Source organism: Thermodesulfovibrio sp. TK110, assembly GCF_054658355.1.
This window is the reverse complement of sequence record NZ_BAAHNB010000001.1, coordinates 1726370-1749095: the sequence shown is the minus strand read 5'-3', so window position 1 is coordinate 1749095 and position 22726 is coordinate 1726370. Positions and strand designations below refer to the sequence as shown.

Below are 22726 nucleotides of genomic sequence, written 5' to 3'. Positions count from 1 at the left end.
AACCACAAACTCACATAAACAGTTGACAAGAAAATAAAAATTAATTACCATATATAAAATCGGTCAGAAGACCGTTTGAGTTTTAGCATTAAAAAATTTTTATTATCAGTGGTCATGAAGGCCACAGTTTCGGGCAGAAGCCTGAAGCTGTGGCTTTTTTATTTGATTATGATAGCAACTGAAATAAAGAAAATCTCATACTGGAATGAGAATGCAAAATGGTACAGACTATGGCGTGAGCACAACCTATACCATGAGCCCATAAAAAACTTCCTCTTTAAATTCACTCAGCAAGGATTAAAAATCCTTGATATTGGCGCAGGAGATGGAGTTTTAACCTTCCCTTTAATAAAAAGAGGCTGTCATGTAACAGCGCTTGAACCTTCTGAGACAATGCAAAATTATCTTTATGAAAATTCCCTCGCCAATGGTATTAAATTAAAAATTGAACCAAGAAGATTTGAAGAATTAGAATGCCATGAAATCAATGAGTTTGACCTTGCTTTAGCCTGTAACAGTCTTCATCTTACTGAGTATGGAATTGAAGGCTCAATGTTTAAGCTTTTTAGCTCTCAGGTGCAAAGTATCTTTTTTGTTACTGAAAAGGTTTTCTGCCCTGATCAGTTTAAATTAATTTATCCTGAATACTCACTGATTTTTAACCATTCCTACCTCTGTGAAAGCTCCTTTGCCTATCACAGCCTTGATGAGATTTTTGAACACTGGGAGTTTAAAAATAAAAGAGAGCTTTTCAGCTGGGAAAGGCAAAAGCTTATAAAATCAATCACTTATGAGAAGGGGCATTACTGGATCAAAGATTTTGCAATAGTAAATATATTTTACTGGAGGAGGGGAGTATGATTCTGCAAATTTTTGTCACTTTGTTTGTTTTTCTATTTTATTCAACAGCATTCTGCGAGGATGCAACAAAAATTTATCAGCTTGATGAGATTACTGTTTCAGAAGAGAAGATTAAAGAAGAACAGTCAACACCCAATTCAACAGTTGTCATTCCTGAGTTGCTTCTTCAGGGAATAAGCTCAAACCTTGATGGTGCTCTTTTCAGGCAGCCTGGAGTGGATGTTCAAAGACTTCAGGAAATTGGAGGTGCCCTTGATGATGACTCAATCAAAATAAGAGGATTTGGTGCAAGAAGAATCACTCTTGCGTATAATGGAAGAATTCTTAACACGCCTGGAACAGCTGGGGGATACTTTATTGACTGGACAACTGTGCCACTTACAAATATTGAAAAGATTTACATTATAAAGGGAGTAAGTGACCCCAGATACGGAAATACTCTTGGTGGAGTTATAAATCTTATAACCAGAAAGCCCAAGGAAAAGCCAGAGTTTGAAGTTCAGGCAATGAAGGCAAGATATGATACAGACAAACTCAGCTTTTTTCATTCCTGGAAACCTTCACAGTTTGAATATTCAATTAGTGGTAATTATGTGAAAAGCGATGGATACCTAAGAAATGGCAACTTTGATGTGAAAAATTTTAATCTCTATGCAGGATATTCACTACCCTGGGATGGAAAAATTAAAGTCAATTTTGGATATTCATGGGTTAAAAAGGGATTTATTGTAAACAACAGAAAATCAAAGGACTATGACAGTCTTGATTATAATGATCCAAAAGACAGTAGATATCCAGCGTCAGATGGTGAGATTATGTATGGTGGAATGGGTGCATATCCAGAAGATGGAAGCTGGTGGAAAAGAGAAAAATATACCTTTGACATCGGTTATGAGCAGGCTTTATTTGGTGGAGTTTTTGATATAAGGCTCTGGAAAAACTATGCTGAAAGAGAAGCATACAATACCCGCAAATCCCTTAATCGTGTTTTTCACAAAAAATGGTTTGACGATAAATCATACGGAGCAGATGGTTCCTATAAATTATCAATTGATAAACATGATATAACCTTTGGATTTGATTTTACAAGATTTAAAGACGGAGGTGATAAAAATTACTCCGACGACTTCAGAGCACACTTTCAGAATAGCAACTATGTTAACTCAGAAATAATAGGCATTTATCTAATGGATGACTTTCATATAACTAAGGAGTTCACCATCACTCCAGGGATTAGATATTCATCCTATGAAGGAAAAGCAGGACCTGCTGGTAGAGAAGAAGGAATTAAAGATATTTCAATGGATGGTATAGCCCCTTCTCTTAAATTAACTTATACCTACGATAAAAACTCCCTTGTTTATTTGAGTTTAGCACGTGCATTAAGGATGCCCACACCTCCTGAGCATTACTGGCATTACTCTCCTGATGCAGGAGTTTATACAGGAGATTTACCATTCAAAAAAGAAGATGGCTTGATGATTCAGGGAGGATGGAAAGCTGAATTTCCAACAAAAACTTCACTGGAAATAAGCCCCTATTATTACAGAATCAATAACTTTATTTATTTTGACCTGATAAACTTTGTCTCCTACAATATTGATAGGGCAACTATTTATGGATTTGAAGTGGAAGTTTCTCAACAATTTGGCAAAGGCTTTTCAGCTTTTGCTAACTACACTTTTCAGAAATCTAAAACAAAGGGGGACCCATTTGTAGAAAAATTTGTTGCACAAAAGGATAGGGATTTTGATGAGATTCCTGCACTTCCAAAGCATAAGATAAATCTCGGGCTACAGTATAAGGGAATAAAGGGAGAAAAGGTAACTTTTTATGGAAGATATGTATCAAGTCAAAAAGTTATATACAATAATAACACTCTTTATAATACTGACCTGAGAGTGAGAACTCAGAAATCCTACTTTACAGCAGATCTTGAGGCAACCTATCCGATTACAAAGAATATTTTTGTACTTGGTTATCTTCACAATATCTTTGATAAAAACTATCAGGAAAGATTCGGTTATCCTGCAGCAGGAAGAAACTGGGGAATTGGGATAAAGGGAGTATTTTAAGTTGAGACTGAAAAGGGCTTTATTTTTTCTCTCACTCCTTGTACTTATTTCCTGTAGTTCTCCTGATAGGACTGATGATGGAATTGTCATTGCTCTTGATTCTGAACCAAACAGAATTAATCCTCTTTTTCTTACAGATCTGAACTCTCACATGATATCAAACATTGTTTTTAAAGGACTTGTCAGGATAAACGAAAAAGGAGTTCCTGAACCAGAGCTTGCAAAATCGTGGGAGATAAAAAATAACGGGCTTGAGATAGTTTTTCACCTGAGAGAAAATGTTTACTGGCATGATGGAGAAAAATTTAAGGCAGAGGATGTGATTTTCACATATGAGCTTCTCATTTCTCCTCAGGTTGCATCACCAAAAAAGGGAGTTTTAGGTCCTGTAAAAGAGATTAAAATACTTAATCCTCATGCTATCGCTGTTATTTATAAAGAACCCTATGGCTCTGTCCTTGAATCATGGAGCATAGGAATACTTCCATGGCATATTGGTAAAAAGGTTCTTGAGCCTTCTTTTGATAAGGCACCTGTGGGAACAGGTGCCTTTAAACTTGAGAAATGGAATAAAGGACAATTTATTATTTTAAAGGCTTTTGATAAGTTTTACAGTGGTAAGCCCAAGATAAATAAATTTATCCTCAAATTTATCCCTGACACTACAACAAAATACCTTGAGCTTAAATCAGGTAAAATAGATGTAGCAGAGTTACCGTCCTACATAAAAACTGATGAACTTGATAACCAGTTTAACAAATACAAAGCAGATTCATTCAGATACACCTGTTTTGGTTTTAATCTAAATAAGCATCCATTCAATGATGAAAAATTCAGAAAAGCTGTTGCCTACTCCATAAATAAGGAAGAAATTATAAATTCTGTGTTGAAAGAAGGCAGAATTTCCTTAGGACCATATCCAGCCAGCACATGGTATTTTAATCCTGAAGTAAAGCCCTATCCCTATGCTCCAGAAAAAAGCAAGGAAATTCTTAAAAATACAGGGATTAGCTCTCTAAAATTTTCACTCTCTGTAAACAGTGAAAATAAAGAACTTCAAAGGGTTGCCCAATTTATTCAGCATAATCTTAAAAATATTGGAATTGAAACAGATATAAAACTCTATGACTGGCAGACATTTAGACACAGAATGATTGAAGAAAGAGCCTTTGATGCAGTTCTTCTTTCACGCGCATATCTCTGGGATCCAGATATTTATGATCTATGGCACTCATCAAAAACAGGTAAAGGACAGTGGAATTTTTTTTCATTTAAAGATAAAGAAGTTGATAGTCTCCTTGAAAGGGGAAGAAAAACTTTAAATTTTAATGAAAGACAGAGAATTTATAGAGAGCTTCACAGGCTTATTTATGAAAAACAGGCTTGTATTTTTCTTTATGAAACTCCCCTTGTTTTTTATGCAAATAAAAAGATTGGAGGAATAGCTCCTGATCCCAGAGGAATGCTTTATGGAATTGAAAACTGGCGCCAAAATCATTAATCATTTGAAGGTTTATTTCAGCGTCATTTCTTAAAGCAGGGGAAAGAGTTTTTAATCTTTAAAAGATATTCAACTACCGTGAATGTTTTCGTCGTGATGGTAACTGGCTACCTGACCGCTTTTTTGAAGATGCCCTCACCATAGGACCTAAAAAAAGTGCTGTGCTTGATAAAGAAATTTTCCGTGAGATGCTCACACAGTATTACAAAAAAAGAAGCTGGACCCCAAAACAATAAAGCCCACAGAGGCAAAACTAAAGGAGCTTGGACTGGATAAGATTACTTAAAATTGCCGATAGAGAATTTAGCTGTTTTTTTGGTTCCTAAGGCTATACGAATTTATTTCTCAAAGAAGGCTTTGTAAAAATTTCTTGCACGCTGGAAGTATTCTGTGTTTATTTTTTCTGCTTCATTTAGGATTTTTTCTCTTAATGGATGGTCTTCAAACCATTCTTCAAGAAGTTGTCTCGTTACCTCAATATGAAACTGTAAGGCATAGACATTTTCCCTGTATTTGAATGCCTGATTTTCATAAAGGAATGATTTTGCAAGATGAACCGCACCCACTGGTAAATTAAAGGTGTCTCCATGCCAGTGAAAGACCTTAAATTTTCTCCATACATCACCAACTGATGGATGCTTTGCAAGAGCAATCATTAAGGGGTCTCTTAAACCATCTGCAGTAAGCTCTATGTCATGCCAGCCAATTTCTTCACCATGTCCTTTATAAACCCTTGCTCCAAGCGTATGGGCAATTAATTGAGCACCAAGACATATTCCCAGAACTTTCAAATTTCTGTTTATTGCCTCTCTTATAAGTCTTGAAACCACTTTTAGATGGGGATAAATATCCATCTCATAAACACCCATTGGTCCGCCCATAACTATTAAACCTGTAAAGTCTTCAAGAGTTGAAGGCAATTGCCCTTCTTCTGCTTCAAAAATTTTATAGGGGATTGAGTTTTCAATCAAATAGTTCTCTATGCTTCCTGGTCCTTCTGATTTAATATTTTTAATTATCGCTATCATTGAGATTTACTCCTTTCTTTATTAAAATTCCATATTTTTTTATTCTGTAGTTGAGTTGCCTTTCAGTAAGACCCAGAGCATGAGCTGTTTTTCTTATATTATAATTAAATTTTGGAAGAGTATCTATGATGCGTATTCTTTCAAGTTCTTCAACCTCTTTAGGAAGCTTGCGTTGTCCAGAAAAAGAGGATTTTATTTTTAATACTCCTCTCACAGTATCAGGAAGGTCATAGAGTTTTATCTTATTGCTCTCAGTCATTACAACAAGCCTCTCTATGGTATTGGCAACTTCTCTCACATTTCCAGGCCAGTCATAGGAAACAAGCACCTTTAATGCTTCTTCATCTATTGAGACAGATTTTTTATAAATCTTGCAAAAACTTTTAAGATAATGCTCAATAAGCAAAGGAATGTCTTCTCTTCTTTCTCTTAATGGTGGAATATATATGGGTATGACATTAAGCCTCCAGAAAAGGTCTTCTCTGAAAGTTCCTTTTCTTATCTCCTCTGAAAGATCTTTATTTGTGGCTGAGATGAGTCTTACATCAACCTTCACTGTTTTTGTTGAACCAAGAGGCTCAACTGTTCTTTCCTGAAGCACTCTTAATAATTTTGGTTGAAGTGAAATAGGTAACTCGCCAACTTCATCAAGGAAAATTGTGCCTCCATTTGCCTGTTCAAATTTGCCAATTCTTTTTACAGCACCTGTAAATGCTCCTTTTTCAGAGCCAAAAAGCTCTGCTTCAAGAAGGTTTTCAGGAATTGCTGCACAGTTTATTGCTACAAAAGGTCCCTTTGATCTTTTACTCTGAAAATGAATTGTCTTTGCAATAAGCTCTTTACCTGTTCCAGATTCTCCAAAAAGTAACACTGTGGCGTCTGTTCCTGCAACTTTCATAACTGTTTTAAGTACTGCCTGAAAAGAGGGTGATTGTCCTACAAGATTGGGAAAGTTGTATCTGTCTTTAAGTTGTGCTCTCAGCAGAAGATTCTCATCTTCCATGACCTTATAACTCTCCCATAGCTTCAGAAACTGAGCAATAAGGGATGCAACTATTGAAAGAACTCGGAGGTCATCATCCACTTCTCCTCTTTCATCTGCATAGATTCTATCAGCAGAGACAACGCCAAGAATTTCATCCTCAATTTTTATCGGAACACAAAGAAAGGAAATGCCTCTTTTATCTGGTCTGCTTCCTGTTTTATTGAGAAACTGAGGCTCCTTTTCAATGTCAGGAATAAACATCGGCAATCCTGTCTCTATTACTTTACCGACAATACCTTCTCCTACTTTATATTTGCCTCTGCTAATCTCTTCCTGAGTAAGTCCATAGGCAGCCACAATGCTGATTTCCTCTGTTTTTTTATCAAAGATAAAAATACTTCCTCTTCGCATATCAAGCTGTTTTGATAAAATCTCAAGCACAGAGTGAAGATTTTTCTCAAGGTCAAAGGATGAAGTTAAAACCCTGCTAACTTCAAATAATGCTTTTAATTCTATGTTTTCACTTTTATTCATACTATAAACGGCAAATGATTGCCGATAAACTATTATAACATTTGAATCACCTGCGGTCAAGAAATTAAGATTAGTACTTATTTTTGAAGTATGAACTGTTTGTTTAACATTTATTTAATACCCTTCAAGAGCCTCTTCAAAATATCTGTCAAATAAATATTTAACATCAGAATATTTTCTTAGAATTTGCATTTCATAATTGTCCTTCTGTGAACCAAAGGTATAGATAAGTGCTATATTAAATTTACTGCAAATTTCTGAGAGTTTTTCAAATTTTTTCATAATATAAATATAATCAAGGGAATATCTCAGAAAGAGTAGCTGATTTAAAAACTAAAAAAGATAAAATTTATAAAGAACTATCCAAGAAACCTTCGTATGTAGGCTGCCTCAATAATAAGGTCATTTAAAGGTTGTTTTAGTCCGTTTTTAATTATCTTTATTATTTGTGATGTTATATCTCTATGATTTAAATTGGGCTCATAAGAAAGATTGAGAGCATTGATAAGCTCTATGGAACTTAATAAGCTTTTTTTAGATTCAGCTGGCAATAAATCAAGGCATTTTGGATTAAAGTATTGCATTGCTATTGATAAGTCAAGGACAATATTTCTGTAAATATCTTTTATTCCGATAATTTCTTCTTCTGAAAGAGCACTCAAACCTATAAGTTCAGGAGGAAGTCCAATGGAGTAACAGGAACAACAAAAACCAATAACCCTTGGAAGCCTTACTCCACCAATGCTCCTTGAATATCCAAAAAGTCCTGCATGAAGTTTTCTCATTCTCCTTTTAGGCACAAAATTAGAAATTTCATTAATCAATGGAGCTATAGTCTCTATACTTTTTTTATACTCTCTTGATGTTTTTTCTATCATTAAAAGAGCAAATTTTTCATCAAAATCTTTAAGAGGATAGCGAGTAAAGTTTTTAAGTTTTCTAATTCCCTCAATAACATCTTCTACAGGATTGTCAAATTTAAAAGCAGACTGAACAGTAAAAGTTTCCACTGAAGAATACTCGGAAAGCACTTTATCTACTGTATAGGGAGTCAAATTACCTCTAAAGGGAGGTGAACCCGCACCTAATATTGGATATATTTCAATGTCTCTTTCTTTTGATAGTTTTTCTAATTTTTTCAATGCAATTTTATTCCCGAGAATAGCACTAATCACACCATAATTCATAGCAGGATCAGAGCGAGCTAAAAAAACTCTTTGATAAGTAAAGTCCTTGTTTTTAAGATAATCGGAAACTATCTGATCACATCTAAGCATTGTTTCTATATCTTCAAACAAAGGAATTACATTAATGCTTTCTGGTAAAAATCTACCTATCCATTCGGCAAGAGTTATATCACCATCAAAAATTTGTCTGTGTTGTCTTTCAATGAGAAAATTTTTATAGAAGTAATAAATTCTATTTAATTCTGGAGCATTTGTTGTAAGAGGAAGAATTACTTCAAAAACAGGCGGAAAACTATCATCACCATAAAAAATTTTAGCCACGTCCATTGATCGTGGAATGCTTTCAAGAGTTTCAAGCAAAATCTTAGCCTCATCTTTTTCTACAGCCGGGTTTGGAACTCTTAATGTAAGGAAAACATCTCTACCTAATCTTTTTTGTTTGAAGAAATGAGGGTATTTGGTAAGAAGTTTTTTCACCACGTAATTATCCACTTCTTTCCCTTCACTGTCCCACATCTGTTCACAACAACCAAGATGAGAAAAGGCGTAATAGGCTTCCTGAATTTCATCCTCTCCTGACATGTCTGATGTTTCAGCAAAAAAGGGGATATTAACATTGTCTGGATGTTGCGTGGACATAACTCTTGGAATTTTTCTTTCTAATACATTCATAATCCTTCAACTTCAATTATAACCAAAATTCCTAAGTTATAGATAAGTGGTATGTTAAATTTATGACAAATTTCTGTGAGTTTTTGAAACTTTTTCATGATATAAAATTATAGCATAAAGGGAAACTCTCATGAATCGCTCCCTGATTTGAAAATTAAAGAGGATAAATGTATAATTGTGTATATAAAATATAAAAAAAAGGAGGGATTATGACAGAACAATTAATAATAAAGGTTGATAAAAAAACAAAAAGAAAATTTGCCAGGATCGCAAGAATGGAGGGTAAAACAACAAGTGAAAAATTAAGAGAATTAATTGAACAGTACATTAAAGAGAGAGATATTGAAAAATATATTGATAAATTATGGAATAGAATAGGAGTAAAATTAAAATCCAAAAGTGTTACTCCTGAATTAATTGAAAAAGCCATACGAGATCATAGAAGTGAGAGTCGTAATTGACACTAATGTATTTGTATCTTCTTTCTTTGGTGGCAAACCTCGCAGGATTATTGATTTATGGAAAGAAGGCAAAATTACACTTTGTCTGTCTTCATCAATTTTGGAGGAGTATATAGATGTTCTTCAGAGAATAGGGCTCAAAGATGAGATTGAGCTTCAAGAACTTCTTAATCTTTTTAGAAGCGGGTTCAATTTAATTTTCACAACACAGACACCTAAACTAAATATAGTTGCAAGGGATCCTTCTGATAATAAATTTATTGAATGTGCAGTAAAATTACAAGCAAAATACTTAGTCTCTGGTGACAAAGAATTAATAAAGATCAAAAAATATATGGATATAAAAATACTAACTCCAGCTGAATTTTTAAATATTTTCAAATAAAATCGGCAGGAAAGTCCCTGCCGATTTTATCATATAGCATGTTCACCCTTTTCTTTTGTTCTTATTCTCACAGCATCTTCAACAGGAATAATAAATATCTTTCCATCACCAACACTGCCTGTATAAGCCTTTTCCATTATGACATTGATTACTTTTTCAACAAGGCTATCAGGCACAACAACTTCAATTTTTATCTTTGGTATAAATAGCACCTCAAGCTCACTGCCTCTATAAATCTCAACATGACCTTTCTGCCTGCCAAAACCCTTTACATCAGTCACTGTCATTCCCTGAATACCTACTAAAACAAGGGCTTCTTTCACTTCTTCAAATTTAAAAGGTTTAATTATTGCCTCAATCTTTTTCATCTCATTCCTCCTTTTTATAGGTTATATGCTCTTTCACTGTGCTGAGATGCATCAAGCCCTGTAATTTCATCTTCCTCTGTTACCCTGACCTTCATGAATATTCTGAGCACTAAGAATATTAACGCAGTCATTATAGCTGTGTAAACTACTGTTACTAAAACAGCTATAGTCTGTGTCCATAGTTGCCCAGGATTTCCATAAAGCAAGCCTTTACCAGCCTCATTAATTGCAGGGTCTGCAAAAACTCCTGTAAGAATTGCACCCAGTATTCCTGCAACACCGTGAATTCCAAATACATCAAGGGCATCATCATATCCTATCTTTGGTTTCATTGCAGTGACACTAAAGTAGCAAATAAATCCTGCAACTGCACCAATTACAATTGATCCAACAATATTTACAAATCCAGCTGCTGGTGTAATTGCAACAAGACCTGCTATCATTCCTGAGGCAAGACCAAGCACAGTTGGCTTCTTTGTTACTGCCCATTCTGTAAACATCCATGCAAGAGCTGCCACTGCTGTTGCTGTATTTGTGTTAATGAAAGCCTGTGCAGCAAGACCATTTGATGCAGCTGCACTTCCTGCATTGAATCCGAACCATCCAAACCACAGAAGTGCTGCACCAATTGCTACCAGAGTAAGATTGTTTGGCACAAGAAGAGTATTTTTTCTTTTACCAAGAATAAGCACTCCAACTAAAGCTGCTATACCAGCATTTATATGAACAACTGTTCCACCTGCAAAATCAAGGGCACCCATCTTTGCAAGAAACCCACCACCCCATACCCAGTGTGCAACAGGAACATAAACAAAGCTCATCCATAGAATTGAAAAAATTACCCATGCTGAAAACTTCATTCTTTCAATGTATGCACCACTTATCAAAGCAACAGTAATTGCAGCAAAAGTAAGCTGGAATATGGAGAATAAAACCTCAGGTATAGTTCCCTGAAGAGAATCCACTTTAACACCTGATAAAAATGCCTTATCAAGATAGCCGATTATTCCTGCCATATCGCCTGAAAATGCAAGACTGTATCCGTAAAACACCCATAGAAAACTAACAAGGCAATAGGTCACAAAGCTCATTGCAATTGTGTTAAGAACATCCTTTTTCTTTGCCAGTCCACCGTAAAACAATGCAAGTCCAGGAACTGTCATAAGCATAACAAGAGCAGTTGCTACAATCATCCATGCTGTATCACCTGTATCAAGCTTTGGTTGAGGCTCAGCCTGAGCATTCTCAGCAAATACTAAATTTGCTGAAATTGATAAAATCATCATTATTAGTATGAATATACTCACTAACTTTTTCATCTTATTCCTCCTTAAAAACTAAATGTAATGTTAATTCCTGTTACCCAGGTATCATCAAGATGTCCATTTGGATTGTATGGATTTCCGTCCACGATTCTTTTTGCCTTGCTTGAAAGTGGAAACCAGTACTGAATGATAGGTTGAATTGTTAAATTTTTCATCACAGGAATTGTAAGTCCTGCCTGAATTTTTCCATCATGAAAGGCATTGTATTTTTTGCCAGTGTAGTCACCTGTGCTACTTTCATAGGTTCTCCAGTAAGAGTCATCACCTTTGAAATAACCAAAGGATGCTGCAAGGTCAAGAGTAATGTCTTTGTAAACCTCAAAGGAGTGCGAAAAGCTCAGATTAAAGTAAGTGCCAGGATAAGTTGAAATGTCACGGTAAATAGTAAGAGTCGGCTTTGATATTATATCATAGCTTGCACTCAGAAAGACTTCCTCTGTCTCATCCGTATACTTTGTTCCGTAATAAATGTAACCACCTGTGAGAGATAGTTTGTCAATTGTGTAAGTATAACTCAAGGTTAAGTCAGATTCATTAAAACTTTTTCTTCCAGTCCTGTCAGGAACAAATGACTGCGTAGCATGCTCATCACTGTCAATATTACCCCAGTAATTGAGAGAAAACCCTTTGTAAGATAGAGTAATAGAAGGCTGAATAACAACGCTTTTAGAACTCAACTCATAACCACGAAAAATATACCTGTTGTAAGCACCCACAGAAACACTACCAGTAACCCTGTCTTCCTGCTTCGGCTCTTCCTTTTTTACCTCTTCTGCTTTAACCAGGGAGACAGACATCAAAAAAACTAAAACCATCACCAAATACTTAAAACTTTTCATAACAGCACCTCCATTTAATTTTTACTTTTATAAAAAGCGAAATCTATGCCAGATTGTAAGTGCTTGAAATTTATAGGCTTTTTTTGAAAGACAAATGACAATTTTGTAGAACTCAACAAATTTGTAAAGTTTTTTGAAATTTTGTTATAAACTCTGTTTTTTAAAAAATAGTCACTAAATAAGTTTTTTTAAATTCCGTAACATTTTTTATTATGAATGACAGAAAATAAAAAACTCGGCTAATTATACCTCGGCATCACATGGAAGCTTTTCTAAAATTGCTGATAGAAAGTGTCATCAAAGCACCCTGAGGGCGTGAGAAGAATCTCTGAGTGTTTTTGTTTTGGAAAAAATCGGAAAGAGATTCCCCACCTACTTTGCAGGTGAGGAATGACAAAAAAGTCTGGAAAAACAAATATGAAAATAAAAAATTAATGGTTGCCATTTTCTATAATTTTTCTTAAATCAATATCTGCACCTAAAACACCAATCAGCTTGCCTCTTTCATCAAAAATGGGTGCAGAGACAGTGAAACAATAAGAATCTGTTGCCACAGATATATAGATATCTGAAATATAAGTTGAAAGCCTTTCTTTTACCTGAGTAAACCATATTCTGTTTGACCAGTTTTCACCATAACCTGTTGAACCATATTGGGCTTTGAAATCTCCTCTCCCAATGTTATCAGTAATCTGAACACCACGATCATTGGTAACATATAGGAGTTCAAACATATCGTATTGCTGAATCAGGGCTCTTAAATAATTTTCAATTGAGCTTCTATGCATTGAGTTTAACTCCAAAGATGAGGCAGCCATTTCCACTATTTCTTTTGCATATTCATGAATATCAGTCCTAGCCTTTCCTACTGAGAGAATTTGCTCCTCTGATAGAGAATGAAGCATATCAGCATATCTTTTCAGATTTGAAGAAGAAAGAGAAGCCCTTTTTACAAAATCAGAAAGCACAGAAACTGAATTATCCAGAGCATGCACTGTATCTTCCAGATTAACTGAAACATCGTTTAATTTTTCTGCATTTATAGCAAGTTCTTCTATTGGAGAATCAAGTGCTTCTATCTTATCTCTATTTGAACATACAAGAGTATAGGTGTTTTTAACATGAGTTTCTATGTATAGGGTCTTTTCTTTTATTTTATCAACAAGCGAAAATATCCCCTTTGTTTTTGCTGTTACGTCCTTTGTAGCTTTCATTGTTGCATTGGCAAGCGCACCAACTTCCTGTGCTACAACGGAAAATCCTCTTCCATGTTCTCCTGCCCGAGCTGCTTCAATTGCAGCATTAAAAGACAGAAGTCTTGTTTTATCTGCAATTTCCTTTATAGTTTTGACAAGAGATGATATTACACTGATTGCATCGGATATTTCTTTTGTTGCTGCTACAAGTTCATCTACAAACTTTTTAACAGAAAGCATGCTCTGTTCCGTCTCTAAAAGCCCTTTTTTTGTATGATTAATACTTTCATTAACAATACTCACTCTTTTTACATTTTCCTTTGCATAAGAGGATACATCTTTTACTATTTCGTTTACTGATGTCATCTCTCTTGATATTCCAACTACTTCTTTTTCAAGCTGTCTTGTCCCTTCATTTAAATTTTCCGACTCCCTGTTAATCAGTGGTGCAAGATCAACAAGTTTTATAGAATTCTCTATAACCTTTTTCATAAAAATGTTTTTGTTCCCATCAAATGTTTTACCATTTAACTGTCCATTGTTTTTTTTGATAAATAAATTTTTAAATATTGCAATCATGTCATCCCTCCAGAAAATTTTTACTGATAGTATCTCAATTTGCATGCCATCTGAATCCTTAATAATTTCAAAAAGTTATCTAAAGAGCTTCTCTACAATTTTGTCTGATTATTACAATTTTGTAAGATTTTTTTACACCAGCTGAAAACGGTTCGTCAAGCAACAATACTTTGGATTGTCCTTCCCATCAGGCATTTCTCCTTGAATATCTGTTAACTATGAGATAGTAACCTGTTAGTATTGAACACATAACAATTAGGAATAGCAAGCAAAGTATCCAGAATTTCTTTACTTTTAAAATCTTTTCAAGTAAATAAATAGGCAATACATCTACCTAAACATATTCACAATAAACTTCCCCTATTTTTGCATTTAACAACTCAAGCTCAATGTCTTTGTCCTCTCCAAGAACTCCATAAGCATCTGCCCTGCAGTGTTTGCAATGCGTTATCTGATGGATATAATGAGAACAATTTTCTCTTATTCTCTGGAGCATCTCATATGAAGGTCTCTGCAAATGCTTGAATTCAGCCTGCGGAATAAGCGGTATTATATTCATAGTTGTTGCACCAAAAACTCCTGCAAGCCATGCAATTAAAGGAATCTCCTCTTCATTTACTGTGGGGATTAAAACTGTATTTACCTTTACAGCAAAACCTTCTTTAACTGCTTTTCTTAAACCTTTCCATTGATTGCATAAAAGACACTCTGCAGCATCTCTTTCTCTGTAGACTTCACCTCCATAGGATACCCAGGAGTATATCTTTTGAGCAGTCTCTTCTGTTGCAGCATTGATGGTTATTGTAATTGTTCTTATCCCCAGATTCTTTATGAGCGAGAGTTTTTCAGGTAGATAAAGTCCATTAGTGGAAAGGCAAAGCATTACCTCTGAAAACTCTTGTTTCACCATTTCAAAAAACTCAAAAGTTGAATTGTTTGCTAAAGGATCTCCAGGACCTGCTACTCCAATTACAGAAATGTTTTTACCCCTATCCATAGCCACTCTCACTCTCTGTATACCTTCATCTGGGTTGACAATTCTGCTTGATACTCCGGGTCTTGACTCATTAACACAGTCATATTTCCTGTCACAGTATCTACAATGGATATTGCAAAAAGGGGCAACAGGAAGATGAATTCTTCCAAATTTATGATGAGCTTCCACATTAAAACAGGGATGTCTTTCTAATGTTTTCAAATCAGGGAATCGCTTTTTCATTTTCCTCACCCGTTCTAATTCTCATTGCTCCTTCCACAGGGCACACAAAAATTTTCCCATCTCCGTGTTTACCTGTTCTATTTACTTCCATTATTTTGTTTAATATAGGCTCTATCAATTCATCTGGGGCTACAATGGTTAGCATCTTTTTCGGGACAAAAAGAGCAACCTTTGATAGAGTATGCTCAAGTGCATATGTTGATGGAGTAGCCTTAAGTCTAACAGTAGTGCAAAAGCTTTCTGGTAAATCTGAATCAAGCTCAATGCAGGTATCTCCTCTTTGTTTGCCTCTTCCTTCAACTGCCTGAAGAGTTAAAGAGGCAAAACCTATTTCTTCCAGTGCTTTCTTTGTCTCAGGTGTTTTATCTCTTCTTATTATAGCAATAATCTCTTTCATAGTTTCTCCTCCCCTGTTCTGATTGTAAAGGCTTTATCTACAGGGCTTATAAATATCTTGCCATCTCCTATAAATCCTGTGCGAGCCTTGTCCATAATTATTTTGATTACCTTTTCCACATCCTCATCCTCTACAACCATCATGAGCAATGTTTTTGGAAGTTCATCATAATGAACAGGTCCTACCTGAAGTCCCTTCTGTTTTCCCCTACCAAAAACTGGCATCTTTGTAAGAGATGGAAATCCGGCTCCTTCCAGAGCAAGCACCACTTCCTGTTCTTTCTCTGGTCTTATAAATGCTCTAATCATTTTCATGGTTTTTCCTCCTTTTTTATTAATTTTTTTAGCCACGGAGGTGGCGATGTTTTAAGAACTGAATAAAGTCGCTCCAGGCATTCTTCCAATAAAGTCCCCTCCTTTACTTTTAATGGCATCATGCCTTTTTGTGAAAGCCTTGCTGCTGAAGGCGGTCCAATTTCTGTCATGTAAATAATACAGCAATCTGATAAAGCATTAACCTTATCCCAAACATAACCATTATGAAGTTCAGGATTATCTCTGCTTTCTTCAATTTTAGTGTCTCTGCCTTCAGAGAATTTTCTAATCTCCAGAAATTTGTAACCATCTTCATCAATTTCATATACAACAAACTGTCCACATCTTCCGAAATGTTCATTTACAGTTACCCCATCTGTAGATGCAAAGGCTACTTTCATCAGTGCACCTCCCTTGCTAATAAATTAACCATATCACAGACAATATTCAAACTTCCTCTATAACCAATTGTTACCTTATGGGTGTAACCAAAGGTCCTGTATACAGGAAATCCCATTTCATACAAAGGCACTCTAAGTGTCTTTGCCTTTTCTTTTGCATGACTGTTTGAAATTAGTAAATCATAGTTCTCATTAAGATTAGAAAGACTACCAACAATAACCTGTTCAGCTGGTAATGATGTAATATCCTCAGATTTTTCAGGAACTACCACAAACTTAATTGCCATCCCCATTTCACAAATAAGACTAGATAAATGAAGTGCCATATCTGATTCTAAAGCCATAGCCACTGTCTTGCCTGTAAGCTCAAAATGAGCATCTCTCATTGTATCTATCAGTATTCTTCTTTCTCTTAAGAATCTCTCAGGAATTTTTTGTCCGCTTATTGAAGACAGAATTTCCATAAACTCGTCATTTGCCCTGATACCACAGAGACTTCCGATAACTTTAAAGTCTGTTCCAGTTTTCTTCTTAATTATTTCACCTGCTACTGCAAGGCTATTTCCTATAACAACTGTAAATTCTGATGATCCCATCTGCCCAACTTCTTCTAAAGCTGTTCCGCCTTTTGTTATACTGGGAAAATCCCTGCTTCCTTCAAGAAAAGAAAGATCTGGCAGAATTATGGGTTTAAGTCCAAATGATTTAACAATTTCCTTAAGTTCAGCAAAATCTGCAGGAGTAAGATGTCCTCCAGCAATTATATTTATCTGTCCAGCTTTCTTTTTTACAGTTGAAAAAGGAATCAAATTTAAAAGCCTTGACACTGTCTCTTTGTATCCCCACTGCATTCCTCCTTCATAATCGGGAAGAGGTATATGCAAGACTTTAAAATCACTGTTTTTGAAAAGGTTTACAACTTCTTCAATGTCCTCTCCTCTCATATGTGAAAGAGCACCTGTTATCAATGCCAAAATTTTTGCTCCTTTTTGAGCAAAATTCTCAACGACTTTTATAAGCTTTTCCTTTCCACCCATTACCACTTCTTCTGTAAATAGTTTAGAGCTTGTCATTGATATAGGCTCTCTGAAGTGCTTTATAAGTAAAACTTTACCCAAAAAATTACATCCCTGTGCAGCATGAAGGATAGGCATGGTTCTGTCCACTCCTTGCAAAGCCATCACAGCACCTATAAAGGGAGAATTTTTTAAAGGATCAATAAAGGAACTTGCTTTACTCTCTGTTATCAATGGCTTTACATTTCTCTGAGAAGAATAAAATTTCAACACTCGGCTTATATCCTCTGCAAGATTAATCAAACCTTTGTATCCTGCATAAGCTCTGTGTCTTTCCTGATTTACATCAACAAAGGGGAAACCCTCTTTTATAGCAAGATACTGATTCCTTCCTCCTGCAATAAGAATATCAGCCCTCTTTTCCTTCATTATCCTTAAAATATTTGCAGGGGAGGTATCTTCAAAAAGCTGACAGTCCACATCTACCAGTTCCTTTATTTTTAACTCATCTTCATGAGTGCTCTTTTTTAACCCTACTGCAACAACCTCTAATCCAAGGTCTTTTAATGTAGAAATCATTGACCATGATTTAACGCCTCCTGTGTATAAAACTGCTCTTTTACCTCTTATATGCTGATATGCTAAAAGATTATAATCAAGCTTCCTTTCTTCCCTTTCAATCAGCCTTTCTACTTTTTCAATATATTTATTATCGGCAAAGGCATAGGCAATCTTTCTCAAAGCACGGGCAATCTCTGTTTTACTAAAAAAGGAAACCTCCACAAAGGGAATACTGTATCTTTTCTCCATCTCTATGGCTACATTTACAAGAGCTCTACTACATACAACTACATTAAGTCTTGCCCTGTGAGCCCATTTTATCTCTCTTAAGGTGGAGTTTCCTGTAATTCTTGAGAGAATCCTGAACCCTGATTCTTCAACTAAAGGTTCAATAAAAAACTGGTCTCCAGCTATATTGTATTCACCTATGATATTTATATCTCTTTCTGTAGTATGGGGAGGTTCTTCTCTTCCTATAACATATTTAAGAAGAATATCTCCAGCTATGCGATTTCCTAAATTTTTGGGTCCCACAAATCCTGGAGCATTAACAGGAATCACATCAATTTTCAGTCTTTCCGCTGCATTAAGGCATATTCTTTCTATGTCCTCACCGAGCAATCCTGTTACACAGGTAGAATACACAAAAATAGCCTGAGGCTTGACTTTCAGTGCAATGTGTTCTAAAGCTCTGTTGAGTTTTTCTTCACTGCCCAAAATTATATCAAGCTCACTTAAATCTGTGGTAAACCCCATTTTATGAAAATTTCCCTTTGTGGAAATTGTTCCCCTTGTCTGCCAGGAGTTTGCGCAGCATGAGATAGGACCATGCACAAGATGCACTGTATCTGCAATAGGCTGTAACACAATCATAGCACCGTCAAAGGCACATGATTCTCCACCTCTTGCTCTACAAATTTTGTCTCTTTTTTCTATCATAGCAGTGCTATTTAATGTTGACAGAATCATTTCACACCTCTACCTTATTACATCAAAACTTGGTGAATCCTTTGAGTTTCTATCCATTTCATCAAGAATGGTATTTACAATAAGAGTAAGGAGATTAAGAGCACCTGAATAACCAACTATTGGATATCTATGCATGTGATGTCTATCAAATAGGGGAAATCCAACTCTTATAAGAGGAACTCCGGTATCCTTCCAGAGAGCCTTGCAATAGGAGTTTCCAATCAGCAGGTCAACAGGCTCTGTGAAAAGAAGAGATCTCAAATGCCACATATCTTTCTTAATATAAACTTTTCCCTCCGAACCAAAAAGAGGCTCTCTCCGAAGTATTGCGTATGCCTGTTGTTCAAAGTCTTCGTCACCATTGGTGCATACTATATGAACAGGAATTCCACCGAGTTCAAGAATGAAGCTAATCAAACCTAACAAAAGATCAGGATCTCCTATTAGAGCAACTCTCTTTCCATGAATATAGGCGTAGGAGTCAATCATAGCATCTACAACCCTTCCTCTCTCCTCAATAAGTTCTTCAGGGATAGGCTTTCCAGAAAGCTGGCTTATCACATCAAGAAATAAATCTGTATTACGAATTCCCACAGGATAAGGAACATTTAAAATGGACTGTTTCCACACTTCCTTTATGAATTCACCTGTTTTATAAGTGGAGTATTTTTGTAATGCCACTGTTGCAATAGAGTTTATTGAATAGATCACATCTTCAATAGAAGTTCCTCCTGGATACATTTCATAGACACCTTCATTGGGAGAGTCAAGGGTATCACTTATATCAGCGAGCATTATGTAAGGTACTCCCATGAGATTCAGCATTCTCTTTATCTCTCTATAGTTGCCTGTATAGGTATCAAAACCTGGAATTATATTAATTCTTTCACTCTGAGATGGCTTTAAACCTGCTGTCATGTAACTTAGAATTCCTCTGAGCATGGCATCATATCCATTAATGTGAGAACCTGTAAAACTCGGTGTATTTGCATAAGGAGTGGGAATGTGATCAGGTATTACACCCTGCTGTTTTGCCTTTTTAATAAAAGCATTCAGATCATCTCCTATAACCTCAGCCATACAGGTAGTAGAAATAGCAAACATCTTTGGCTTATAAAGGGCGTAGGCATTCTCTAATCCTTCAATGAGATTCCTCAGTCCTCCAAATACCGCTGCGTCCTCTGTCATGGAGGTTGAAACAGCAGGAACAGGTTCTTTAAAATGTCTGCTAAGATGACTTCTGAAATAGGCAACACAACCCTGAGAACCATGCACAAATGGCAGAGTATCTTTAAATCCAAGAGCACAAAGTACTGCACCAAGGGGCTGGCATGCCTTTGCAGGATTTATTGTTAGAGCTTTACGGGCAAAATTTTTCTCCTTATACTCCTCTGTTTTTGTGTATTCCAAAATCCTATTTACCTCTTCTTCAGAGCATGGTAATTCAAACTCCTTTTTCCTTTCAAAAAGTTCTTTATAATCGTTTCTTTTGTATAATTCTACATGGTCTTGTATTTTCATTTTCTCTTCCTCCTTATAAGTTTCCATGTGGGATTGTTTACAGCCATATCCATATCACGAGCAAAAACTGGAAAACCATCAAATCCATGATAGGGTCCTGAGTAATCCCAAGAATGCATCTGTCTGAAGGGTATTCCCATTTTGTGATAAACATACTTTTCCTTTATACCTGAGCCCACAAGATCAGGATTCAAAGCTTCAGCAAACTTCTCAAGTTCATAGTGGGATGGATCATCATAGATGAGAGAATTTTTAGGCATCTGAGGAAAGGTCCTTTCATAATCATCTCTGTGAGCAAATTCATATCCTGTAGCAATCACAACCATACCAAGGTCTTCATAGGCACCAACAATATGTCTTGGTCTCAAACCTCCTACATACAGCATTACTTTTTTGCCTTCCAATCTGGGTCTGTATTTTTCTATTACCTTATCCATAAGAGGTCTATATTTTTCTATAGTTTTCTCTGTTTTTTCCATGATATAATCATCAAAATGCTTTGCTATTTTTCGCATACTTTCGTAAATCTTTGTTGGTCCAAAAAAGTTATACTCTATCCAGGGAATTCCAAAGTTTTCTTCAAGATATCGGGCAATGTAGTTCGTTGACCTGTAGCAGTGAACAAGAATCAGCTTAGCCCTTTGTAGCATTGTTAATTCATTGAGTGTGCAATCACCGGGAATCTGTGCAATAACCCTTAACCCCATTTCCTCAAGAATCTTTCTTGAAGCCCAAGCCTCACCGCCAATGTTATAGTCACCAAGAATTAAAACATCATAGGGAGTTTCCTTATTCAGGATTCCCTTTACTTTTTCCAGAACCCAGTCTCTGATGCTATCATTGGCAATGTGATGCCCAAGAGACTGACTTATTCCCCTGAAACCCTCGCAACGAACAGGTATCACAGGAATACCAAGTTCCTTTGTCATTTTTCTTGCCACAGACTCAATGTCATCTCCTATAAGACCGACAGGACATTCACATTGAATGGTTATACCCTTTGCGAGAGGAAACATCTCCTTTATTTCTCTGCAAAGTTGTTCAAGCTTTTTGTCTCCTCCGAAAACAATGTCATTTTCTTGAAAATCAGATGTTATGTGCATTGTTCCAAAGGAATTTATTCCTGTTATTCCGTTGTAATAGTTTCTTCTTGACCACCAGCTGTACTGTCCACAACCAACAGGACCATGACTTATATGCACCATGTCTTTTATTGGTCCCCATACAACTCCCTTTGAACCTGCAAAGGCACATCCTCTGGAAGTCATTACACCTGGTCTGCTCTTTACATTTGAGTTTAACTGACAGGTAGCAGGTGTACATTCAGGATCATTTGAAATTAAATGCCTTTTTCTTTCTTTTTTTGTCTTTTCAGGATAAACCTCAAGAACCTCTTTTATTAATCTTTCCGTATCCTGCTCAATTATTTTCATCATTTTCCCCTCCATCAGTCTAAAAATCCATATTTTGCAAGTAATTCCTCAAGCTCATCCATTGTAAGTGGTGTTGGGATGTATAAGTTTCTATTTTCCGCCATTTTTTTTGCCAGTGTTCTGTATTCATCAGCCTGAGGATGTTCAGGCGCATACTCTACCACTGTCATACGATTAAGCTCTGCCTTCTGAACTATATTATCTCTTGGAATAAAGTGAAGTAGTTGAGTCCCAAGTCTTTCAGCAAACTCTGAAACAAGCTCGTATTCTTTGTCCACCTTTCTTGAGTTACATATAATTCCTCCAAGTCTAACACCTCCGCTTTGGGCATACTTGAGAATTCCTCTGGATATATTATTTGCCGCATATATTGCCATCATCTCACCAGAAGTTACTATATATATCTCCTTTGCCTTGCCTTCTCTTATTGGCATTGCAAAACCACCGCATACAACATCACCAAGAACATCATAAAAAACAAAGTCAAGATCAGAACTATAAGCACCATTTTCTTCAAGAAAATTGATTGCTGTAATTACACCTCTTCCAGCACAGCCAACGCCAGGTTCAGGACCTCCGGATTCAACACACTTAACACCTTTAAATCCTTCAAGCAGAACTTCATCAAGCTCAAGACCCTCTACAGCTCCTCTCTCTCTGGCAAGATCCATTACTGTTGCCTGGCTTTTCTTGTGAAGTATAAGCCTTGTTGCATCTGCCTTAGGATCACAACCCACAATCATGCATTTGTATCCTGCTTCTGCAAGAGCAGCCACAGTATTCTGAGTTGTAGTAGATTTACCTATTCCACCCTTCCCATAAATGGCAATCTGTCTCATCTTTAACCTCCTGCTTATTGATTTCAAAACTAAATAACTTTATTTTTATAAAAAGCGAAA

22 protein-coding genes are annotated in these 22726 nt (G+C 36.0%); 6 read left to right on the top strand and 16 right to left on the bottom strand.

From position 1 onward, the window contains the following. Positions 1–114 precede the first annotated feature (114 nt). The 4 genes from ACYQ3X_RS09235 (at position 115) to ACYQ3X_RS09220 (ending at position 4673) form a co-directional block, all read left to right on the top strand. Positions 115–861 (top strand): class I SAM-dependent methyltransferase, encoded by a 747-nt coding sequence (locus tag ACYQ3X_RS09235; RefSeq protein ID WP_460181522.1) that lies wholly within the window; start codon positions 115–117, stop codon positions 859–861. Further along, on the top strand, positions 858–2936 hold the full coding sequence (locus tag ACYQ3X_RS09230; protein WP_460181521.1) for a TonB-dependent receptor: 2079 nt from the start codon (positions 858–860) through the stop codon (positions 2934–2936). The genes ACYQ3X_RS09235 and ACYQ3X_RS09230 overlap by 4 nt, the downstream gene beginning before the upstream one ends. A gap of 1 nt (position 2937) precedes the next feature. Next, a complete protein-coding gene (locus ACYQ3X_RS09225; protein WP_460181520.1) occupies positions 2938–4437 on the top strand; it encodes an ABC transporter substrate-binding protein in 1500 nt (499 codons plus the stop codon). Between the two features lie 65 nt (positions 4438–4502). Further along, the gene (locus ACYQ3X_RS09220; RefSeq protein WP_460181707.1) at positions 4503–4673 is read left to right on the top strand and encodes an aldehyde ferredoxin oxidoreductase C-terminal domain-containing protein; all 171 of its coding nucleotides are present in this window, start codon (positions 4503–4505) and stop codon (positions 4671–4673) included. A gap of 102 nt (positions 4674–4775) precedes the next feature. On the opposite strand, the gene ACYQ3X_RS09215 is transcribed toward ACYQ3X_RS09220, so the two are convergent. The 4 genes from ACYQ3X_RS09215 to ppcA all read right to left on the bottom strand — a co-directional run bounded on the left by ACYQ3X_RS09215 (position 4776) and on the right by ppcA (position 8843). After that, complete coding sequence (locus ACYQ3X_RS09215; RefSeq protein WP_460181519.1) at positions 4776–5465, bottom strand: type 1 glutamine amidotransferase; 690 nt, start codon at positions 5463–5465, stop codon at positions 4776–4778. Beyond that, the gene (locus ACYQ3X_RS09210; RefSeq protein WP_460181518.1) at positions 5449–6984 is read right to left on the bottom strand and encodes a sigma-54 interaction domain-containing protein; all 1536 of its coding nucleotides are present in this window, start codon (positions 6982–6984) and stop codon (positions 5449–5451) included. Before ACYQ3X_RS09210 ends, ACYQ3X_RS09215 begins: the two co-directional genes overlap by 17 nt. A gap of 114 nt (positions 6985–7098) precedes the next feature. Further along, positions 7099–7266 carry a hypothetical protein gene (locus ACYQ3X_RS09205; RefSeq protein WP_460181517.1) on the bottom strand — a complete coding sequence of 56 codons (168 nt, stop codon included), beginning with the start codon at positions 7264–7266 and terminating at the stop codon, positions 7099–7101. Positions 7267–7343: 77 nt separating this feature from the next. After that, entirely contained in the window at positions 7344–8843 is a 1500-nt protein-coding gene (gene ppcA, locus ACYQ3X_RS09200) for a phosphoenolpyruvate carboxylase (RefSeq protein ID WP_460181516.1), read from the bottom strand. Positions 8844–9052: 209 nt separating this feature from the next. Between ppcA and ACYQ3X_RS09195 the strand changes: the two genes are divergently transcribed. Continuing rightward, a complete protein-coding gene (locus tag ACYQ3X_RS09195; protein WP_460181515.1) occupies positions 9053–9304 on the top strand; it encodes a ribbon-helix-helix protein, CopG family in 252 nt (83 codons plus the stop codon). After that, positions 9261–9689 (top strand): putative toxin-antitoxin system toxin component, PIN family, encoded by a 429-nt coding sequence (locus ACYQ3X_RS09190; RefSeq protein WP_460181514.1) that lies wholly within the window; start codon positions 9261–9263, stop codon positions 9687–9689. Before ACYQ3X_RS09195 ends, ACYQ3X_RS09190 begins: the two co-directional genes overlap by 44 nt. Before the next feature lie 29 nt (positions 9690–9718). Here the strand turns inward: ACYQ3X_RS09190 and ACYQ3X_RS09185 are convergent, their stop codons facing one another. From ACYQ3X_RS09185 to nifH, 12 genes are all read right to left on the bottom strand, one after another. Continuing rightward, positions 9719–10057, bottom strand: a complete 339-nt coding sequence (locus ACYQ3X_RS09185; RefSeq protein WP_460181513.1) for a P-II family nitrogen regulator — start codon at positions 10055–10057, stop codon at positions 9719–9721. Between the two features lie 14 nt (positions 10058–10071). After that, entirely contained in the window at positions 10072–11376 is a 1305-nt protein-coding gene (locus tag ACYQ3X_RS09180) for an ammonium transporter (RefSeq protein ID WP_460181512.1), read from the bottom strand. A gap of 11 nt (positions 11377–11387) precedes the next feature. Further along, positions 11388–12221 (bottom strand): hypothetical protein, encoded by an 834-nt coding sequence (locus ACYQ3X_RS09175; RefSeq protein ID WP_460181511.1) that lies wholly within the window; start codon positions 12219–12221, stop codon positions 11388–11390. A gap of 431 nt (positions 12222–12652) precedes the next feature. Beyond that, a complete protein-coding gene (locus ACYQ3X_RS09170; protein WP_460181510.1) occupies positions 12653–14041 on the bottom strand; it encodes a methyl-accepting chemotaxis protein in 1389 nt (462 codons plus the stop codon). A 289-nt stretch (positions 14042–14330) separates the two neighbouring features. Then, positions 14331–15215 (bottom strand): radical SAM protein, encoded by an 885-nt coding sequence (locus ACYQ3X_RS09165; RefSeq protein WP_460181509.1) that lies wholly within the window; start codon positions 15213–15215, stop codon positions 14331–14333. After that, positions 15196–15612: a P-II family nitrogen regulator gene (locus tag ACYQ3X_RS09160; RefSeq protein ID WP_460181508.1), complete on the bottom strand. Its 417-nt coding sequence runs from the start codon at positions 15610–15612 to the stop codon at positions 15196–15198. The genes ACYQ3X_RS09165 and ACYQ3X_RS09160 overlap by 20 nt, the downstream gene beginning before the upstream one ends. Beyond that, positions 15609–15926 carry a P-II family nitrogen regulator gene (locus ACYQ3X_RS09155; RefSeq protein WP_460181507.1) on the bottom strand — a complete coding sequence of 106 codons (318 nt, stop codon included), beginning with the start codon at positions 15924–15926 and terminating at the stop codon, positions 15609–15611. Before ACYQ3X_RS09155 ends, ACYQ3X_RS09160 begins: the two co-directional genes overlap by 4 nt. Further along, entirely contained in the window at positions 15923–16327 is a 405-nt protein-coding gene (gene nifX / locus ACYQ3X_RS09150) for a nitrogen fixation protein NifX (RefSeq protein ID WP_460181506.1), read from the bottom strand. The genes ACYQ3X_RS09155 and nifX overlap by 4 nt, the downstream gene beginning before the upstream one ends. After that, a complete protein-coding gene (nifE, locus tag ACYQ3X_RS09145; RefSeq protein ID WP_460181505.1) occupies positions 16327–18873 on the bottom strand; it encodes a nitrogenase iron-molybdenum cofactor biosynthesis protein NifE in 2547 nt (848 codons plus the stop codon). The genes nifX and nifE overlap by 1 nt, the downstream gene beginning before the upstream one ends. A gap of 9 nt (positions 18874–18882) precedes the next feature. Further along, complete coding sequence (gene nifK, locus ACYQ3X_RS09140; protein WP_460181504.1) at positions 18883–20394, bottom strand: nitrogenase molybdenum-iron protein subunit beta; 1512 nt, start codon at positions 20392–20394, stop codon at positions 18883–18885. Beyond that, positions 20391–21830: a nitrogenase molybdenum-iron protein alpha chain gene (gene nifD, locus ACYQ3X_RS09135; protein WP_460181503.1), complete on the bottom strand. Its 1440-nt coding sequence runs from the start codon at positions 21828–21830 to the stop codon at positions 20391–20393. Before nifD ends, nifK begins: the two co-directional genes overlap by 4 nt. Positions 21831–21841: 11 nt before the next feature. After that, on the bottom strand, positions 21842–22666 hold the full coding sequence (nifH, locus tag ACYQ3X_RS09130; protein WP_460181502.1) for a nitrogenase iron protein: 825 nt from the start codon (positions 22664–22666) through the stop codon (positions 21842–21844). Between the last annotated feature and the right edge of the window lie 60 nt (positions 22667–22726).

Coding starts and splice junctions, on each gene's coding strand:
- ppcA (WP_460181516.1), bottom strand. CDS start 8,843: ATGAATGTATTAGAAAGAAAAATTCCAAGAGTTATGTCCACGCAACAT.
- nifE (WP_460181505.1), bottom strand. CDS start 18,873: ATGATTCTGTCAACATTAAATAGCACTGCTATGATAGAAAAAAGAGAC.
- ACYQ3X_RS09210 (WP_460181518.1), bottom strand. CDS start 6,984: ATGAATAAAAGTGAAAACATAGAATTAAAAGCATTATTTGAAGTTAGC.
- nifK (WP_460181504.1), bottom strand. CDS start 20,394: ATGAAAATACAAGACCATGTAGAATTATACAAAAGAAACGATTATAAA.
- ACYQ3X_RS09195 (WP_460181515.1), top strand. CDS start 9,053: ATGACAGAACAATTAATAATAAAGGTTGATAAAAAAACAAAAAGAAAA.
- ACYQ3X_RS09230 (WP_460181521.1), top strand. CDS start 858: ATGATTCTGCAAATTTTTGTCACTTTGTTTGTTTTTCTATTTTATTCA.
- ACYQ3X_RS09175 (WP_460181511.1), bottom strand. CDS start 12,221: ATGAAAAGTTTTAAGTATTTGGTGATGGTTTTAGTTTTTTTGATGTCT.
- ACYQ3X_RS09205 (WP_460181517.1), bottom strand. CDS start 7,266: ATGAAAAAATTTGAAAAACTCTCAGAAATTTGCAGTAAATTTAATATA.
- nifH (WP_460181502.1), bottom strand. CDS start 22,666: ATGAGACAGATTGCCATTTATGGGAAGGGTGGAATAGGTAAATCTACT.
- ACYQ3X_RS09165 (WP_460181509.1), bottom strand. CDS start 15,215: ATGAAAAAGCGATTCCCTGATTTGAAAACATTAGAAAGACATCCCTGT.
- ACYQ3X_RS09215 (WP_460181519.1), bottom strand. CDS start 5,465: ATGATAGCGATAATTAAAAATATTAAATCAGAAGGACCAGGAAGCATA.
- nifX (WP_460181506.1), bottom strand. CDS start 16,327: ATGAAAGTAGCCTTTGCATCTACAGATGGGGTAACTGTAAATGAACAT.
- ACYQ3X_RS09160 (WP_460181508.1), bottom strand. CDS start 15,612: ATGAAAGAGATTATTGCTATAATAAGAAGAGATAAAACACCTGAGACA.
- ACYQ3X_RS09170 (WP_460181510.1), bottom strand. CDS start 14,041: ATGCAAATTGAGATACTATCAGTAAAAATTTTCTGGAGGGATGACATG.
- nifD (WP_460181503.1), bottom strand. CDS start 21,830: ATGATGAAAATAATTGAGCAGGATACGGAAAGATTAATAAAAGAGGTT.
- ACYQ3X_RS09235 (WP_460181522.1), top strand. CDS start 115: ATGAAGGCCACAGTTTCGGGCAGAAGCCTGAAGCTGTGGCTTTTTTAT.
- ACYQ3X_RS09185 (WP_460181513.1), bottom strand. CDS start 10,057: ATGAAAAAGATTGAGGCAATAATTAAACCTTTTAAATTTGAAGAAGTG.
- ACYQ3X_RS09180 (WP_460181512.1), bottom strand. CDS start 11,376: ATGAAAAAGTTAGTGAGTATATTCATACTAATAATGATGATTTTATCA.
- ACYQ3X_RS09155 (WP_460181507.1), bottom strand. CDS start 15,926: ATGAAAATGATTAGAGCATTTATAAGACCAGAGAAAGAACAGGAAGTG.